The organism is uncultured Litoreibacter sp., from assembly GCF_947487515.1.
Classification (GTDB): domain Bacteria; phylum Pseudomonadota; class Alphaproteobacteria; order Rhodobacterales; family Rhodobacteraceae; genus Litoreibacter.
This window is the reverse complement of the sequence record NZ_CANKWO010000003.1, coordinates 614938-631648: the sequence shown is the minus strand read 5'-3', so window position 1 is coordinate 631648 and position 16711 is coordinate 614938. Positions and strand designations below refer to the sequence as shown.

Genomic DNA, 16711 nt, shown 5'->3' with positions numbered 1-16711 from the left:
TTATCAAGAAACAGGAGGATTCAATGAAGCTAGGACTTTTTTCAGCAGCCCTGATGTTTGCCGCATCGAACGCCATGGCACAACATGCGCATACGTCGGGGTCACCAAACGAAGCGGGACAGTCCCAGTTCGCAGCGATTTCTGAGATCGTGACATTGCTGCGTGACGACACAGACACGGACTGGACGCAGGTAGATATCAAAGCACTGCGTGATCACCTCGTGGATATGGACAACGTGACGACCAAAGTGTTGGTTGAACGAAGGGTCGATGGCTTGGGAGTGACATTCAAAGTCACGGGAGATGAAGTAGTCGCAGAATCCATCAGGCGTATGGTCTTGGCACATAGCCCAATGCTGCAGCGATCATCGGATTGGACATTCATCGCGGAAGAAGTGGGAGGCGGCGCATCAATGTTGGTTCAGACAGCTTCGGAGGAAGAGTTGAACCAAGTGCTGGGACTGGGTTTCTTTGGGTTGATGACCGTCGGTGCGCATCATCAACAGCACCATCTTATGATAGCAGCAGGACAATCACCGCATTAAAAAACAGTGAAAAGCAGGCGTTCGTGGACAAATACGGAAAGGTTGCTTCGTCCGCAGAATTGACCTCGCCACGCGACGCAGCGAACGTCTCCTTCTTGCGGCGGAAGGCCTTTTGCGCGGTCTCGACCTGTTTGGTGACCCACAACGCCAAATATGACCTCGTTCAACTCCAACACAGCCCAACTAAGTTCCCGCCAACAAAACCTCGACATCGCATCCCAAATAGTCATCCCTAAAAAAACGTTGTGGCAAGGAACGCAGCCGGTTCTTGATGCATAGCGGTCGGCTAGGAACTCCACTGATAGCTCTGATTGATCAGCCGGTAGCGCAGCGAAGACGTCCATCAAAAATCGAAAAATACGGCCGTACAAGTTGCCGTGCCCATGGCACAGGCGCGCATACACATCTTCGTTGCGGACGTCGCTCACACCGATACCTGTCGCCTGCGAGAAGCCACAAAGGACGGTATCCACTTCATCAAATGCATCCTCTGCCAGCGGGTCCAGAGGGGGCAAGAAACAAGGCGTGATCAAATTCCGAAGCTGAGGATCAAGGTTAACTTTATCCATAAGTTCGGGAATCCCGCTGAGAACCACGACAATCGGCCAATCTCTGTGCTTCATGAAAGTCTTGATTGAATTCAGAACCTTCCTGGTCTCGTTTTCCCCGAGGGTCTGGAACATGTGTTGGCATTCATCAATATGCAGAAGCCAAACCCCATCCTGCTGTAAACGCTTGCGAATCTCGGACCATATGACGTGCTCAGTACAGCGTGGTGACATCTCATAGCCAAGTTCTTTGGTGATCTGCAGTCCCATCGCCTTCCACGTTGTTTCCCCGTTCAAAGCAAATTGCGTGAAGCGCTTTTCACGCCCACACTCAAGAAGATCACCTCCTTCAGCCATACGGGCAAGCGCATGATCAATCTCCCAGGTTTTCCCTGAATGGCTTTCGCCAACCACAACCAAACCACAACCTTCAAAGTGCTGGCTGGTCAAAGCGCCAGCATCGTACTCATCTACCACCGATGCGAGGACCTCATCGAGTTCTTCGGCCCGGGACATGTAAAAGTACATTGACTTCAACATTGAGAGACGGCGCACCTTGCTGAGGTGCCTAGGTATATCAATGATCTTCAAGTGAAGCGTCCTTTTCCTTTGGGTTTTCCGGAATAACGCCCGGTAGGAGCACTTCCTGACTTGGCTATTGTGGTCTTAGGCTTTTTCTTCTTAGGCGGATCGCTTGATGACCGCCGAAGAGAGCCGCCAACGTCTAGCTTTTCATCCCGAAGGGTTTCATCAATCCGTTCGGCGGCCTCCATCTCATCGGGGCTGCCGTCCCCCTCCCGACACAACTGCGCATTTTCTTCTTGCTCTTCAGCAATATCGTCTGCGGAATAGATACCTTGCCCTGTTCCACCACCAAGCAGTTGGTCAAAGTCGACTGACGTCACCTGATCTGGGTTTTTGTCGATATGCAATTTCATGCAAAAGCTTTGCTCGAAATATTCCAGCGTTTCCGCAGAAATCTCGGTCGATGGGAGCCCATGCGCGTCAATCCCAATTGCAATTTTGTCCGCGAACCAGTCTGCGTAATCTGAAAGAACGTATTCATAGAAAATCTGGTCTTTAGGTTTCGTCGATCTCATTTTTTTTGATAGCGGCCATCAGGGTTCTGAGCGAATGGTGGGCTAGGTCTTTACGTTGGTTTTCCAGGTGAACCTGTTTGCCTTCAATCAAGACGGTGACTTCTTGCAGATCATTAGGATCAATGCGCACTTCGACTTCGAACTTTCCGTTCGATGTATGTTTTGGGAAGAGATCGGCATCACCAAAGGGGATTCCAAGGATGCGGATGCCTTCTTTAGACATCAGCCTCTTGACCTTGAGGACCGTCGCATTCCGGCGCACGCGCGGCAATGGTGTTGGCACCGCACCGTATTTCTGCGCCTTTTTCCAGGCTTCGATGGGACGCTGTCCTAGCAGACCTCCATGTTCTTCCAGCGGATAAGAGTCGACTATGTACTTGATTAAAAGGTGGCGGAGCTCATCAGAATTAAATGCAGCCATTCCTTGTGAGTCATAGTCAATCAAACAGTCAATCGAGTAACCCGTCTTGCCGGGGAGCTCGTCTGCAAACATGGTACGGAGGCCGCCAAAGAAACGTTCGATGAATGGCTTGTCCATCGGCACCCCCGCACGTCCAAAGACGATTGCACCCCCCATCGCGAGGATAGCGGCTTGCACCTCTTCATTGAAGAACTCAGCACCGGTATCCACGACGATTGTCCCGAGTCCGGTACGCTGGCTCCACGGCATTTTGCAATCCGCGATCCGGCTGACGTCGCTCTTATCGCGGGTCACCATATCTAGCACTTCGATGACGGTGCGCGCATTTGGTGTCGCAGCCAGACCGACACCGAGGATCATTCTTGTGGCAACATCGATGGCAGCACAAACCCACAACCGTTGACGAGTTTTCTTTTTTCCCTTGCCCTCGCCTTCCTTCAACTTCTTTTGCAGATCGGGGGCGAGAAGGTCCCAAAACTCGCCCTTCTTGCTCAAGGTGAAAACATCACCTTTCCAGAAATCCAGTTCGATGAGCTCGCCAGGTTTCAGAGCACGGACACCATGCTGTGTCGGCGAAAACTCCTTTTGTGCAGCGCGGTATCCTTCGCGACTGATCACCAACTGAAGCCGCGTAAACCTTTTCAGTCTCCGATAGACTGTATTCGTGTGAGGTGCCTTTAGGGGACGCGCATCGCCGTTTGCAAGTCGTTCTCTGGTCGCCTGCCGGAAAGCTCTTTCGACGAACCTGACGATCGACGCTTTTGAAGCGCTGTGCCTTGCTAAGGTACGCTTGGCAACATTTGTCGAGAAGTGCATTTTGAGCACTGGTAAGATCAGAGAAAGTGTTACCTTTCAGCTTTTTGGACAACAGTAGCTTTGGGTGCGGGACTTTTGCGGTAAAATATGTTGTGCAAAAATTGGAAACCGATTTCGCGCCCCATGAACGCGCCAAGAACTCACCATTTTTGTCCTCACCGAGCGCATTTAGGCGCTGTCGATCATGTGCCGCTTCTTTGATATCACGGTAGTGGTTCTCGACCAGGGTTTCAGTATACGGCGGCAGCCCCAGGACACTCCTTGCGGCAAGGCACCAAGCCTCTCGTTGGAAAGCTGTCTTCTTGTCAGCCTCGGACCGGTTCTCCCAAGGTATTTCGCCGCCCTCAGCGACATCAAAACCAGGATCATTCGGATCATTCTTGCTGAAATCAGTATCGATAACGACGTCAAAACGGTTCAGGATCTCTTGGATCTTTCCGTCGGTCAGAACATGGTACTTTACGACTTCATCGTCGCCGACGAAACGATCACGAATAATCAGCCCAGCTTTTCCAGAGCCCGCCACAATGACTGAATAGCCATCATATTCAATGAGCGTTCCAGGCTCAAAGTGGAATCTCTGGACGCAAACATTCATCCCGGCAAACCTAAGACAGTCGGATAATCGATCAATTCTCGCCGGTTTGCGACAAGTTTATGGTCAGCAATCGCCCGCAGCACTGCGTCAAAAGCACGTCCCTTGTCAGTGTTTTTAGGCCCCAATTCGCACCGAAAAACCAGCTCCTCAACTGTGAACCTGTCAACGTCGATCAGGTCAGACAAGACCGCCAACAGGCGCTGATCCGCGTCAGGATCTGGAAACCTCTTGGCCAAGAACATTCGGTCATTGTTGCCACGCACATATGGTGGGAACTCAGCCTCGGAAACTGCTGCGAAGCCATAGCCAGCCGGTAGCTGCTTACGGATTTCTTCACAGATCAGCGCATGTTTTGGCTTACTCAACGACTCTTCGTTTTTCACATATAGATAGTATTTCTGACCCGTCTTAAGCGTGACGAGGTAGTCTAGTGTATTGGACTTCAACTTTGCGATCGGCTTTGAGAAATACACCTTTCTGGGCTGGCATTTTAAGCCGAAAACATTTGGGTGTAATAGCGATCGGATAGCTGTCGCACGCTCAAGGCTCGATTCATGGCCTACGACCCTGGGAATATACCCATCCTCTTCGGTCCTCGCGACAAATGCACCCGTTTTTGCAGACGCACTGCGCCCCACGACACCGCGCGTACCGTCATATGGTAATAACTCATCGAGGTTCTCGTACCCCAGATATTCAGGGCGGCCGACCAGCACCCTTAAATATCCTCCGTCCGTTTCCATCAGGTCAACATCCATCTGGATTAGGACGTCCGATGAGGCGCTGCCTGAGTGTGTCTGAACTTCCATCGTCATGTCATGTAAACAGTGCGGTTGTCATCTCGCCCGCCTCTCTCATCCAAACTCTGCGCGCGCTGATAGCTTTGCGCACTGCGATGTCTCTTAAATTTCCCTTAACGGCATTGATTTGCGAGAAATCGATTCGAGTCAAATTATTGTTAAATCTCAATGCTTTGCGAAAATTATTGCAGTCTCTAATTTCGCAACCACACAGTTCTTCAAGCATGATTTCTTTCATTTTCTCGTATCTCCAGATCAAATCGGTGCGGTGCCTCAAAACAGATCTAGGACCCCAAAAAATGGATTTACACAGATAGCGCGTACTACGGTGGGGATTGGCTGTATCGCTAACTCAATAAGCTAGTTTTATCGTTGCTGTGGTGGCGGTAACTGATCGTATAGCCAAAAGTAATGTTCCCGGCTGTTTTTGTTGATATCTTCGGGCTTCGGAATTGGGTTGGTACAAATGCACTTTCCCATCAATCCGCCGCCAACCTGACTTAAGTCTTCGATTAATGATTTCTTGATCCGACGGGCGGCCACGTATGAAACACCCAGCCGCTCTGCGAACGCATGACCTGTAAGCTCAGACCATTCGTTCCCGTGTGCATGACAACGAATTATGTCTTCTCCAGCAAGAAAGCAGGTCCGAAGATCCAGACGGGAACGGTGCAGAAACGTCTTAGCTTTCACAGAACACTGGTAATTGCAGCTCCGGCAATAGTAAATTTGCCGACTTTCAAGAAAACCAACTTCGCCGCCTTGGCATCCCACACAAACCGGCCCCTCGGGCCATCTGACTTTGGCGAGTCGTTGGTTGCAGGATACTACGCTTGGAAAAGTAGAGGCGACTCCAGGCTCCGGGACTTGAAGAAATAGCGTCATCCAGTGAATACGCAGAGTGTTTGCTGCAGGTCTGATGCTTGCCGTCATAAGACAATCGATAAGGAGAGAAGTGTCCGTCCACAACATGGATTATGCTGCAAGGGGGGCGGATGCCGGTCATTCGCTGTAAGTGCGAGGGCACCTAGGATCGCTCTGGAGAGCGGCCATTCGCAGTACATTTTTTTCAGTGCCCAGCCTCCGATCCACTACCTGTTGCTACCCGACGGAGCAATTAATCTGAGCGATACGTTTGCCATTGCTCCTCACAATATCTTGCCGCTCACACATAGTATCAATTGCAAATTCCGATTGAGGGATGTGCAGGAATTCTTGCGGTTTCAAAACCTTGTACGGTTAGTCGGCATAGAAAGCCCAATATACACAATCGAATTGAAGGCCTCTGATTTCCGGGATTGGATCAAGTAAGGAATTCCTGCCTTAAGCTTTGCGGGCATATGGGCGATACATTAACTATGACGGTTAGGTATTTTGAAGCAGTCGCTAAATTAAATTGATGCCAGACATCCACGGCAGTTCTTTCAAAGGTTATACAGTGCAAGGCGTCAGTGATGAAATTTGGTTGTTGGATGGGACCAATCCACGCGACAATGAACCTCCGATATCCACTTCAACAGTCTTTGAGGTGCATGATGATCGAGCAACCACAGACGACTGGATTCCAACGGCATTGAAAACTCTTCTTTTCCCTGACGGGGCAGAGCCTATACGAACATACCTGTTAGTCGATTCTACTCTTCGAACTTCGATAGTCGGGTTGTTTGACTTGGATGTTCTGGACGTACCAGTTGCATGTCTTTTCAACGGCGATGCGGCAGGTGAGCAAAAAGAAGTTGCTCCCTATCTGGTAGATTTAACTCTGATCGGAGACGTGATCCCACGTTTCCATCGAGAGTTTTTTGCTAAGCATTGGGGGCAAGGGACGGGCATACTCATTACGTCCTCGGTTAATCTCGATCAACTTAAGCGACACTTCCGCAAGTTTACAAGACTCAAACGCGAACGGGACGAACGTTGGTTTCTTTTCCGGTTTTGGGATCCCGCGATTGCGTCGGTGTATTTCCGTGCGATCGAGCATGATCCGGTCCGGGCCGCGCAATGGTTTGGACAAGGTCTCGTACAGACTATCGTGATTGAAGAAGAACTCGGCAAGCAAGCAAGTGTTTTTGATGGCGTGGCTGCAAGTCGGCTGGATAGCAATGCCCATTTACCTCCGGTTGTCCTCACTGAGTGGGAGCTTGAACCCTTCAAAGCGAGCGCTCTTGATCGTCACATCGAAGAGATGGCACAGACATTGAAGTCTGACTTTGCTCCTGAACTAAGCGCCTACAGACCAGAAGTGATTAAACGTCATGTGCGACCAGCAATCTCAAGGTTCATGCGTTTTGGCTTCAAACGCCGCGAGCACCTACACGTCATCGCCGCGTGGGCTTTGTTCTTTGGTCCGGAGTTTGACGAGAAAGACCCTGACGGTCGCTTGCAATCCATTTGTGCCTCTCAAGAGCCAGAGGTTAGCCGTTTCAAAGCGCTCAAATTGCGTATGGACGAGCTTGGAACGCGAAAGGAGCAGGTATGAGCCTCGAGCCGGGAGAAGTGACCGCACGCTCGGAACACAGTGGGATGAAAAATGCGGGAGAGATGGGGTCTGAGTGCCAAATCTGCGCTCGAGCTGTTGGGGTGCAGTTTTTCTATGACGACCCGCTGAATACGCCCATAACCGACTTAGAGGTAAAGCTCGCCGATATGTCAGGCGGGACGCTTGTAGAGGCGATCACGACGGAAGCTCCTGTCTCTCGCGGACTGCAAGATGCCACTTCTGGTGTCAGGGCGGTGCGTTCGGAACTCGGTGGAGTTTTGCATGGCGAAGTTCCGTTCTCGGTTGGAGCGGTTACCGCAACAACTAATCCATCTCAAGACATTGAGTCTGCTGCAGATGATGCATGGGTTATCGAACAAGACATTGTTGGCAAGCTTTGGAGATTTGAGCAGTCGATGCTCACTAAGTTCCAGCCTTATGTTGATGAGTGGGAACGTGACGGGCTGCTCGGAGCTGGTGCGGACTATTATAGAGGAGTTGGGAAAGGAATTACGAGCTGGTGGAATGGCGAGAAAGACTTTTGGGGATCAGCTTGGGGAGCCCTAAAAAGTTCCGCTGCAGCAGTCGAACAGTACACTAGGTCGAACCCTGAACTATTGTTGGGCCCGGTGGGTTACATGATCCATGCCCAAAAATTAGGGATGCGTGCGGGCCAATCGCTTGCAGAGTGGTTTAGTGAGAATTCTGAAAGTGTCGGTGACTTTCTCGCTAACCTCACCGTATTGATGCGTGCTCTATTAATTGGTGATATTGATGGAGTAATTAATGAGTTGGAAACTCTAACAGGCTTAGAGGATATTCCGGGCGCTATCGGTGACTTTGGCAAAATGCTGAAAGATGCAATGGCCGATGGTATCGACTGGATCCGAGATATGATCGAAATGATCCGGCGGACACCAGTATTGGGCCTTATAGCGAATACAGCAATGCGATGCATAATGCTGATGACGCCAAATTATTGGGCAAAAGTAATTGGCGAAGGTGTTGGTTTTGTGATTCCAGAGATTTTGATCTGGGTGATTACAATACTCATTGGAGCATTGAGCACGGGAGCGGGATCTTTTTTATTAGCACAAAGGTGTGCTGGGATCGCTTCCAAAATACGTTCTTTGATCAAAGGATCGCAGCACGTATCAAGGCTGTTGTCATTTCTTGATGAATTAATGCCCATTATTAATTTGATCGCTGACTTAGCCAAGAAACTGAGACAGAGCATCAATGAAATTCGAACTGGGATTGTCGATACCACTCAGAAGCTGTTTCGTCGGAGCCGATATTACAGAGGCAAGCTTGATGATCTTGCCAGACAAGGGCATGGACCGCAGAGGCACGAAGGCGACGTTACAGATAAGGCTCTTTTTGACCGAGTTTATCGAGGCAAAGACCCAGCGACAGGTCGCATGCACCCGACAGACAGAAGAGGACGTATTCGAGGTGTCGGTAAGCACTCGACTAAGTTTCACACCCCTGCTGACTACGTCCGCGCCTATGAGAAAGCTCTGAAGCACCCAGACTTTAAGTCTTTTAAGAGCAATTCTGCTCTTGATCGCCAACAAGTTGAAATACCAATGTCAGATATTTTCGGCCCTAAATTCCAAGCTCGAGTAAGGGGATTTACTCGTGCATCTGGACGGACTGGAAGGCAACCGACTATAATTCGTACAGTGTTCTCCGAAAATGCCAAAGTAGTTGTGCGATTCAAGCGCGAAAATGGTATCATCAAACTTATAACAATGTATCCAGAGCCATGATCAAAGACACGTTCCTGATATCTACTCGTTTGCGCACTCTATTGGGTGCCTTTCATCCCGAAACTCTTGAGCCTGATCAGGGAGAGCCTGATGCCAGGGTATGCATGAACGGATGGACTGACTTCGATAGGCAGAACGTCGAACAAGAGTTGCATGCTTTAGTCAGTTCGGAGAGCAAGGTTGCAGAGTGGTTAGGTCAACGTATCGGTGACGATGTACGCGATGAAGTTGCCGCACGAGACTTCCTTAGGTCACTAGCACTTTTTGTGGTTGATCCGAATAGATCGCAGCCCGACGTCGGCGAAATTTTATTATAAAAGTCTTTGAGCGAAGGTGTTGGTTTCATTGCGCCCGAGCTTATCATCTGGGCCATAGTATCTATAATTGCGGCCCTGAGTGCTGGCTCAACATCAGGAATACTAGCGGCACGGTGCTTACGCATTGCAGCCTCTATTCGTAAGGCTATCAACGGTAGCGAGGCCGTCGGCAAACTATTGCGGGTCATGGATGATCTCGCTGAGATCATATCAAAGGTCAAAGACTTAGGGAAAAAACTCAGGAAAAGTATAGCTGAAAAAGTCGAGGGTTTGGTTGACGAAACTCAACGCAAGTTTCTACCCACAAGAATATGGAGGCAAAGACTCGAGAAGTGTCTGACGTCAGCACCCGTTGGACAGATTTGAGGATTTGAATAAAAGAGAGTTTCTGGTTCATCTTATCGATTAGGAGATCGAGATGACGAAGAAGTCGACCACATCGAAAGAGGCCGCCGACAAGGTGGTTAAGAACATCCGGCGTAAGGCGCGCCAAACTTATTCATCTGAAGAGAAGATCCGGATTGTTTTGGCTGGCCTGCGTCGCGAGGAGAGTATCGCCGTTCTGTGCCGTCGCGAAGGCATAGCGGAGAGCCTGTATTACAGCTGGTCAAAAGAGTTCCTTGAAGCAGGTATGCCCTTACCTACCGTGACCGACAGTTCATTTGACACTGAAGTATACCAATCCGACATACCCGTTTGGGTCGATTTTGGGAGCGAATGGTGCGCACCATGTAAGCAAATCGAACCTTCGTTGATCGCACTTGAATGCGAACTCAAAGACAGATTGAAAGTTTTCAAGGTCGACGTCGATACGACACCCAATGTCGCAATGAATCTAGGTGTACGCGGTATCTCGGCACTGTTTGTATTTCGTGATGGTAAGGTGTCAGCACACAGGACAGGAGCCGCTTCAAAGCAAATTCTTCAAACTTGGCTCGAGGCATCAATTTCTTCGTAGAATGGTATCGATTGAATTGCGGTGGAGCGATAGCAGTCATCCGCGCGTGTTGCAGCTAATGACTGCAAAGAGCCCAAACTGCTTGAAGCTTGGGTTCGCACGAATGTCTGGTTCGGCGAACTTTTGCGACTCTTCGTTGAGAACCTTGCGAAGGCAACCGTCCGGAATCTTCCCAAAACGGCAATACATTTACTGGTTTTGGATGATCGCGTTTTCCCATTCACGAATAAATACCTGCCGCTTGAGTTGATCAAGATAGGTCATCAGGGCGGGTTCGAGGCGAATGGACGAGCGGCCATTTGTGTTTTGAAAAGCGTCAAGTGATGGCAACAGCAAATTTTCAACCGATCCTTGAGATTGCAGGCGAATGAGGTGGCTTACAAACGATTCAGCCAAGGCTGGATCTGAGGTGGATTTCGAAACGAGGGCGGTTCGCATCATCGTCGTTGGGAAATCCGATGGCAAGATTACAGTGAGTACATCTTCGATGTCGGCGCGGGCCAACGCGTAACTGCCCAATACGTTGTAGGCCACCAAAATGCGCCCTTCCGCGAGATCGTCAATCATCTCACCCGAACAACAGTAAAGCTGCGCATCCAGACTGCCGATCACCTCCAACAACCGCCAAAAGGTTTCGGATGCGCGGGCGTCTTGCGTGGCAAACAAATACCCCAGCCCCGATAAGCGCACGTCATAAGTGCCGACGGTTCCCTGAAAGAGCTCGGTGTTTCCACGTAGGACTTCGATCAAGTCCTGCCGTGTGGATGGTATCGTCAGACCTTCAAACGCGGCTGTGTTTATAACGATGGCCGCCGGTTCGGTGGTGAAGGCAAACAAGCTGCTCCGCCATTGTGCCCAGTCCGGGTGGGTCAGGCCGTCCAACCGCTGCGCAAAGCCGTCGTTGGTCAGCTTGAGTTGTAGATCCATCGCGCTTGAGATGACAACGTCGAACTGATCGGGGCTTTGGCGGAACAGATCGTCGAGGTCGGCTGTGCCGGTGACAAGATATTCAACGGAGACATCCGGACGCTGAGTTATGAAACTCTCGATAATCGGGACAAAGAACGACGTGTCTGTGCTTGATAATATCCGCATGGAATGAGGGGCATCTTCGGACCCGAATACGCGCTGATCCTCCCATTCTTGCGCAAGGGCGAACAACGGCAAAAAGGAAAGGATTAAAATTGCAAAGTAACGCATGCGCCGCCTTCAGATCTATTGGACAATACCATGGTTCCGTCGTGGGCCATCGCCACGTCTTGCACAATTGTCAGCCCAAGTCCGGAACCGATGTGACCTTGGGTATCACCGCCACGAACAAACCGCCCGGCGAGCATGTCCATCTCATTGACCAAGAATCCGGGACCTTGGTCGAGAACATCAACCGAAATGGAGGGGTTTGTTTGGACGCGGATCGTGATCGACGTGTCCACGGGCGCGTATTTGAGTGCGTTGTCGATGAGATTGCGAAAGGCATTTTGCAGCAAGACCGGATCGCCCCGTATGATCGCTGGTGCGGTGCTTTCAAGGTTGATTGTCACATCACGCATGTCTGCCACAGGCGTCATTCGTTGAACGAGATCACGCAATAACCCGTCGAATTCAACGTCTTCGCGCTCAAGGTTTTCGGCGCGAAAGGTGACCATCGCATGATCGAGCAACTGCCCCGCCGCGCGTGAGCTTTCATCAATCGCGCGCATCATGGAGCGTAGGGCGTCGCGGTTTTCCTGTGTCTCCACCCGTTGAAATGTGGCCTCAGCGTAAGAACGGACAGTGGCCAGCGGGGTGCGGACACGGTGTGCCGCCTCTGCGATGAAGTCTTCGGATTGCTTGAGGGATTGGTCCAAGCGCGACATCAGCGTGTTCAGCGACCCCACCAGTGGCACCATTTCAGTTGGCACTGGCTTGAGGAACGGGCTGAGGTCCTGTGGTCCGCGCCGTGTGACGGACGTGGTCAGGCGGCTTAGCTGACCAATGGTCGCAGACGTAGCCCAGAACGCCAAAGCTGTTGCCAGTGCAAAAAAACCGGTGCCAAACACGGCAACGTTGCGTGAGATTCTATTCAATGTTTCTGCCAGCGCATCTTGAGTTTGTGCCACGCTGACAGAGACCTGTCGCGGCGTGTCGATTCCAATTAAGGTACGGCTCGCTGAGGCGACGCGGATGGTGGCGTTGTCGTATTGTGTCGAGGTGAACACGGCTTCACCCACGGAGACGGGAAGCTCTACGTCCAAACCATCATAGCCCGACAAAAGTGCACCGTCCTCGTAAATAGCGTAGAATACTCGGTCGTCGGCTGATGTGCTGAGCATGGACAAGGAAGCGTAGGGGAAATCGAGTTCAATGGTCCCTTCGCGCAGAACTGTGGCGTCAAGAATGGAGGACACCGACGCGCCAAGGATGTTGTCTTGCCCTTCTTGGGCGATTTGGGCAGCATATCCGCGCACAACGAAAAACAGCAGGATCGCAAGAAGTGCGGCCCCACCTGTCAGGATTATCCCAAGGCGATTGCGAAGCGATCCAAAGACGACAACATTAGCCTTCATGATCAAGCCTGTAGCCAAGACCGCGCAGCGTCCTGATATGCACGCTGGACCCTTCAAGGTGCTTGCGAAGCCGCCCGACATAGACCTCGACCGCGTTCTCAGACACATCGTCGTCGTAGGAAAACAGCCGATCCACCAGCTTTTGCTTTGAGAAAACCTGGCCCTTCGCGTTCATCAAAAGCTCTAACAAACGCAGTTCGCGGTTGCGCAGATTGATGGTCGTCCCCTTGACGTTCAGGTACCCGCCGACGGGGTCAAATTCGACGTCACCCAAGCGGGTCGTTGGTTGTGCTGTGCCGGTGTTGCGACGCAAAACCGCGCGGCAGCGGGCCTGCAGTTCGGCATGGTCGAAGGGTTTGGTGACGTAATCGTCAGCGCCAAGATCAAGCATGCTGATTCTATCTGACACTTGGCTACGCGCTGTCAAAACGATCACGGGGGTATCGTTTTTCTCTGCACGATGTTGTTTTAAAAAGCTGCGGCCATCCCCATCCGGCAACATAATATCTAGCAAGATTAGATCGTATTCGCCGGTTTGCGCGAATGCCACTGCGTCGCTGATTTTATCAGCGTGATCAACCTGATGCCCATCAAGCCCCATGCGTGAACAGATGGCTTTTGCCAGCTCTGGATTATCTTCGACGAGAAGGTACTTCATCGCGCTTTTTGACCTTTCTTCGGCTGGTGTCAGGTTTGTGTCAGGTTAACGTGGTTTTCTCTGCCGAGATAGCCGTAGGAGAGAACGGCTACCAAATGGGAGAGAAAAATGAAAACGATGAAAATGGGACGTCGTGCCCTGATCGCGGCAACAGTCGCAACACTTGGTCTTGGGACGCCAGCATTTGCTGATGGTCATCAGATCCTTGACGACATCCACTTCTTGATCCCCGGCGGCGCTGGTGGCGGTTGGGATGGCACAGCGCGGGGTACCGGCGAAGCCTTGACAGAATCCGGCCTGATCGGTTCCGCGTCTTTCGAAAACATGTCCGGCGGCGGTGGCGGCACAGCTATCGGTTACTTGATCGAGAATGCTGAAAGCCTTGAAGGCACGTTGATGGTCAACTCAACGCCAATCGTGATCCGCTCGCTGACTGGCGTTTTCCCGCACAACTTCCGTGACCTGACACTCGTGTCTGGCACCATCGGTGACTACGCGGCGATCGTTGTCGGTAAAGACAGCCCAATCAACACGATGGAAGAATTCCTTGCGGTGTATGACGCTGATCCAAGCGGCACACCAATCGGTGGCGGTTCTGTTCCGGGTGGTATGGACCACCTTGTTGCAGCCATGGTTATGGAAGCATCCGGGCGTGACGCGCTTGGCGTGAACTACATTCCATACGACGCCGGTGGTACAGCTATGGCAGCTTTGCTGTCCGGTGAAATCGCGGCCTTGTCGACTGGTTTTTCCGAAGCGGTTGATCTGTCAAACGCGGGTGAAGTGAAAATCATTGGTGTGACGTCAAGCGATCGCGTTGATGCGGCTCCAGAAGCCATGACCATGATGGAGCAAGGAATCGACACGACGTTCGTCAACTGGCGTGGTTTCTTTGGCGCACCGGGCTTGTCGGACGAAAAGGTTGCGGCCTACCAGTCAGCTATCGAAGCCATGTACGAGACACCTGAGTGGGAAACTGTCCGTGCGCGCAACGGTTGGGTCAACATCCACAATTCCGGTGACGATTTCCGCGTATTCCTTGAAGAGCAGGAAACAGTCATTGGTGAGCTGATGACAAAATTGGGCTTCCTCTAAGAGGCACCTTGGGCGGAGCGGGCAACCGCTCCGCCTTCTCTATCTGAATTCTTGGAGGGATTGATCGGATGGCTCTGGACCGTTGGATTGCACTTATATTGTTGGGCATCTGCCTTGCTTATGGCTACACGGCCTGGTTTACGATGGACGAAGGGCTCGCCCCGTTCATGCGACGCAACCCTATCTGGCCCAGCACATTCCCCAAGGTTTTGTCGATTTTGGGTATTATCGCCTCGATGGTCATCCTTCTCGGTCTTGAGAAGGACGAGCAAAGGATCGGCGAAATCGATTATCGACGCCTCACGGATTACAACCTCGGTCAAGCGATTTTACTGCTCGCCCTCATGGCACTCTACGCGCTCTGCCTGCGTTCTGTTGGGTTCCTCATCTCTACAACGTCTTTCTTGGTACTCGGTTCATTCATTCTGGGTGAGAGGAAGTGGCACGTCATGTTGCCTGTCGCCTTCGCAGCGACGTTCATCATCTGGTACCTTGTCCAAGAAATATTGGGCATTTATATGCGCCCGCTTCCCAACTTCATTGTCAGCTTGGTAGGAGGCTAAAATGCTCGAAGGTATTCTGATTGGCCTGCAAACGGCCTTGTCCCTGCAAAACCTATTGCTCGTTGTTGCCGGCTGTCTGATCGGCACATTTATCGGCATGTTGCCAGGCCTCGGACCAATGTCGATCATTGCGATCATGATCCCGGTCGCCATCTCGATGGGCGACCCGTCGGCTGCGCTGATCCTGCTGGCAGGTGTTTATTACGGTGCGATTTTTGGTGGGTCGACGTCTTCTATCTTGCTGAACGCCCCCGGAGTGGCTGGAACCGTAGCGTCAAGTTTCGACGGCTACCCGATGGCACAACAAGGCAAAGCCGGTAAGGCGCTGACAATTGCCGCCATTGCCAGTTTCGCGGGCGGCACAATCGGTGCCATCTTGTTGATGATCTTTGCACCGATGTTGTCTTCCGTTGCGCTGCTGTTTCATTCAGCTGAATACTTTGCGCTAATGATCGTTGGCCTATCCGCAATCGCCGCATTTGCGGGGCGCGGGCAAGTAACCAAGGCGCTGTTGATGACGGTCTTAGGTCTGATTATGGCCACGGTAGGCGAAGGTGCCCTGTTTAATTTACCACGCTTTACAATGGGTATCATGGATTTGCAGTCTGGCTTTGGGTTTATCACGCTGGCCATGGCGATGTTCGCGTTGCCAGAAGCCGTATTCCTCGTGCTCAAGCCGAAGAACCTCGGCGACGATGGCGGCGAAATCAAAGACCTGCGTATCACGCGCGCAGAAGCCCGCGCCATCGCTCCTGTTATTGGCCGTCAGTCGATCCAAGGCTTCTTCATTGGTGTGTTACCCGGTGCAGGTGCCACCATCGCCAGCTTTTTGGGCTATGCAGTCGAACGCAATCTCGCCCCGAAACATGAACAGGACGAGTTTGGCAAAGGGTCGATCAAGGGTCTTGCCGCGCCAGAAACCGCCAACAACGCGGCGTGCACGGGATCGTTTGTGCCGTTGCTGACACTCGGCATTCCGGGCTCAGGTACGACCGCGATCCTACTGGGTGCGCTTATTGCGCTGAACGTTACACCCGGTCCGCGTCTGATGATAGACGAGCCACAGATTTTTTGGGCCGTTATCATGTCCATGTTTATCGGCAATCTGGTCCTGCTCATCCTGAACTTACCGCTGATCCCTTACATTGCAAAACTGCTCGCCATACCGCGCAACTACCTGATCCCTTTTATTATGTTTTTCACCCTCATGGGGGCTTACATTGGCCAGAACAATGCAACTGAACTCTTGTTGCTCGTCGGCTTCGGGATATGCGGATTAGCTCTGAAGTTCGCCAGTTACCCGCTGCCACCACTCCTGATTGGTTTTATCTTGGGCGGCATGATGGAGGATAATTTCTCTCGCTCAATGCAGCTTTATGGCGGCATGTCGTTCATCTGGGAACGCCCCATGACACTGGGCTTGCTGATCATCGCAGTGTCGCTCGTATTCCTTCCTGGCTTGCGCGCTTTGCTCGCGCGTTCAAAGGGAGTTTGA

General features: G+C 51.6%; 18 protein-coding genes and 1 pseudogene. 9 read left to right on the top strand and 10 right to left on the bottom strand.

Annotation, left to right across the window (positions count from 1 at the left end):
- Window positions 1-23: 23 nt before the first annotated feature.
- Complete coding sequence (locus Q0746_RS13045; protein WP_298260937.1) at window positions 24-545, top strand: hypothetical protein; 522 nt, start codon at window positions 24-26, stop codon at window positions 543-545.
- On the opposite strand, the gene Q0746_RS13040 is transcribed toward Q0746_RS13045, so the two are convergent.
- From Q0746_RS13040 to Q0746_RS16745, 7 genes are all read right to left on the bottom strand, one after another.
- Window positions 542-1684: a TniB family NTP-binding protein gene (locus Q0746_RS13040; RefSeq protein WP_298260935.1), complete on the bottom strand. Its 1143-nt coding sequence runs from the start codon at window positions 1682-1684 to the stop codon at window positions 542-544. The genes Q0746_RS13045 and Q0746_RS13040 overlap by 4 nt on opposite strands.
- A complete protein-coding gene (locus Q0746_RS13035; RefSeq protein WP_298260933.1) occupies window positions 1681-2193 on the bottom strand; it encodes a hypothetical protein in 513 nt (170 codons plus the stop codon). The genes Q0746_RS13040 and Q0746_RS13035 overlap by 4 nt, the downstream gene beginning before the upstream one ends.
- Window positions 2174-3232 (bottom strand): hypothetical protein, encoded by a 1059-nt coding sequence (locus tag Q0746_RS13030; RefSeq protein ID WP_298260931.1) that lies wholly within the window; start codon window positions 3230-3232, stop codon window positions 2174-2176. The genes Q0746_RS13035 and Q0746_RS13030 overlap by 20 nt, the downstream gene beginning before the upstream one ends.
- Window positions 3120-4028, bottom strand: coding sequence for a hypothetical protein (locus Q0746_RS13025; protein ID WP_298260929.1), 909 nt, complete (start codon window positions 4026-4028; stop codon window positions 3120-3122). Before Q0746_RS13025 ends, Q0746_RS13030 begins: the two co-directional genes overlap by 113 nt.
- The gene (locus Q0746_RS13020; protein ID WP_298260927.1) at window positions 4025-4837 is read right to left on the bottom strand and encodes a hypothetical protein; all 813 of its coding nucleotides are present in this window, start codon (window positions 4835-4837) and stop codon (window positions 4025-4027) included. The genes Q0746_RS13025 and Q0746_RS13020 overlap by 4 nt, the downstream gene beginning before the upstream one ends.
- 7 nt (window positions 4838-4844) lie before the next feature.
- Window positions 4845-5066: a hypothetical protein gene (locus Q0746_RS13015; RefSeq protein WP_298260925.1), complete on the bottom strand. Its 222-nt coding sequence runs from the start codon at window positions 5064-5066 to the stop codon at window positions 4845-4847.
- A 128-nt stretch (window positions 5067-5194) separates the two neighbouring features.
- Complete coding sequence (locus tag Q0746_RS16745) at window positions 5195-5713, bottom strand: transposase (protein WP_363322772.1); 519 nt, start codon at window positions 5711-5713, stop codon at window positions 5195-5197.
- A 514-nt stretch (window positions 5714-6227) separates the two neighbouring features.
- Here Q0746_RS16745 and Q0746_RS13010 point away from each other — a divergent pair.
- The 5 genes and pseudogenes from Q0746_RS13010 to Q0746_RS12990 all read left to right on the top strand — a co-directional run bounded on the left by Q0746_RS13010 (window position 6228) and on the right by Q0746_RS12990 (window position 10354).
- Complete coding sequence (locus Q0746_RS13010) at window positions 6228-7307, top strand: DUF4123 domain-containing protein (protein ID WP_298260923.1); 1080 nt, start codon at window positions 6228-6230, stop codon at window positions 7305-7307.
- On the top strand, window positions 7304-9079 hold the full coding sequence (locus Q0746_RS13005; RefSeq protein ID WP_298260921.1) for a hypothetical protein: 1776 nt from the start codon (window positions 7304-7306) through the stop codon (window positions 9077-9079). Before Q0746_RS13010 ends, Q0746_RS13005 begins: the two co-directional genes overlap by 4 nt.
- The gene (locus Q0746_RS13000) at window positions 9076-9396 is read left to right on the top strand and encodes a hypothetical protein (protein ID WP_298260919.1); all 321 of its coding nucleotides are present in this window, start codon (window positions 9076-9078) and stop codon (window positions 9394-9396) included. The genes Q0746_RS13005 and Q0746_RS13000 overlap by 4 nt, the downstream gene beginning before the upstream one ends.
- A gap of 418 nt (window positions 9397-9814) precedes the next feature.
- Window positions 9815-10027: pseudogene (locus tag Q0746_RS12995) on the top strand (transposase); the annotation flags it as partial.
- Window positions 10028-10354 (top strand): thioredoxin domain-containing protein, encoded by a 327-nt coding sequence (locus tag Q0746_RS12990; RefSeq protein ID WP_298261277.1) that lies wholly within the window; start codon window positions 10028-10030, stop codon window positions 10352-10354. It begins immediately after the preceding pseudogene.
- Window positions 10355-10543: 189 nt separating this feature from the next.
- Here Q0746_RS12990 and Q0746_RS12985 read toward each other — a convergent pair whose 3' ends face one another.
- From Q0746_RS12985 to Q0746_RS12975, 3 genes are read right to left on the bottom strand one after another with little or no spacing between them, the layout of a single operon-like run.
- Entirely contained in the window at window positions 10544-11554 is a 1011-nt protein-coding gene (locus Q0746_RS12985; protein WP_298260917.1) for an ABC transporter substrate-binding protein, read from the bottom strand.
- The gene (locus Q0746_RS12980) at window positions 11533-12900 is read right to left on the bottom strand and encodes a sensor histidine kinase (RefSeq protein WP_298260915.1); all 1368 of its coding nucleotides are present in this window, start codon (window positions 12898-12900) and stop codon (window positions 11533-11535) included. Before Q0746_RS12980 ends, Q0746_RS12985 begins: the two co-directional genes overlap by 22 nt.
- Window positions 12890-13558 carry a response regulator transcription factor gene (locus Q0746_RS12975; protein WP_298260913.1) on the bottom strand — a complete coding sequence of 223 codons (669 nt, stop codon included), beginning with the start codon at window positions 13556-13558 and terminating at the stop codon, window positions 12890-12892. The genes Q0746_RS12980 and Q0746_RS12975 overlap by 11 nt, the downstream gene beginning before the upstream one ends.
- Window positions 13559-13666: 108 nt before the next feature.
- Here Q0746_RS12975 and Q0746_RS12970 point away from each other — a divergent pair, with 108 nt between their 5' ends.
- The 3 genes from Q0746_RS12970 (at window position 13667) to Q0746_RS12960 (ending at window position 16711) form a co-directional block, all read left to right on the top strand.
- Complete coding sequence (locus Q0746_RS12970) at window positions 13667-14653, top strand: tripartite tricarboxylate transporter substrate-binding protein (RefSeq protein WP_298260911.1); 987 nt, start codon at window positions 13667-13669, stop codon at window positions 14651-14653.
- A gap of 68 nt (window positions 14654-14721) precedes the next feature.
- Window positions 14722-15216: a tripartite tricarboxylate transporter TctB family protein gene (locus Q0746_RS12965; protein ID WP_298260909.1), complete on the top strand. Its 495-nt coding sequence runs from the start codon at window positions 14722-14724 to the stop codon at window positions 15214-15216.
- 1 nt (window position 15217) lies between these two features.
- Window positions 15218-16711: a tripartite tricarboxylate transporter permease gene (locus tag Q0746_RS12960; protein WP_298260907.1), complete on the top strand. Its 1494-nt coding sequence runs from the start codon at window positions 15218-15220 to the stop codon at window positions 16709-16711.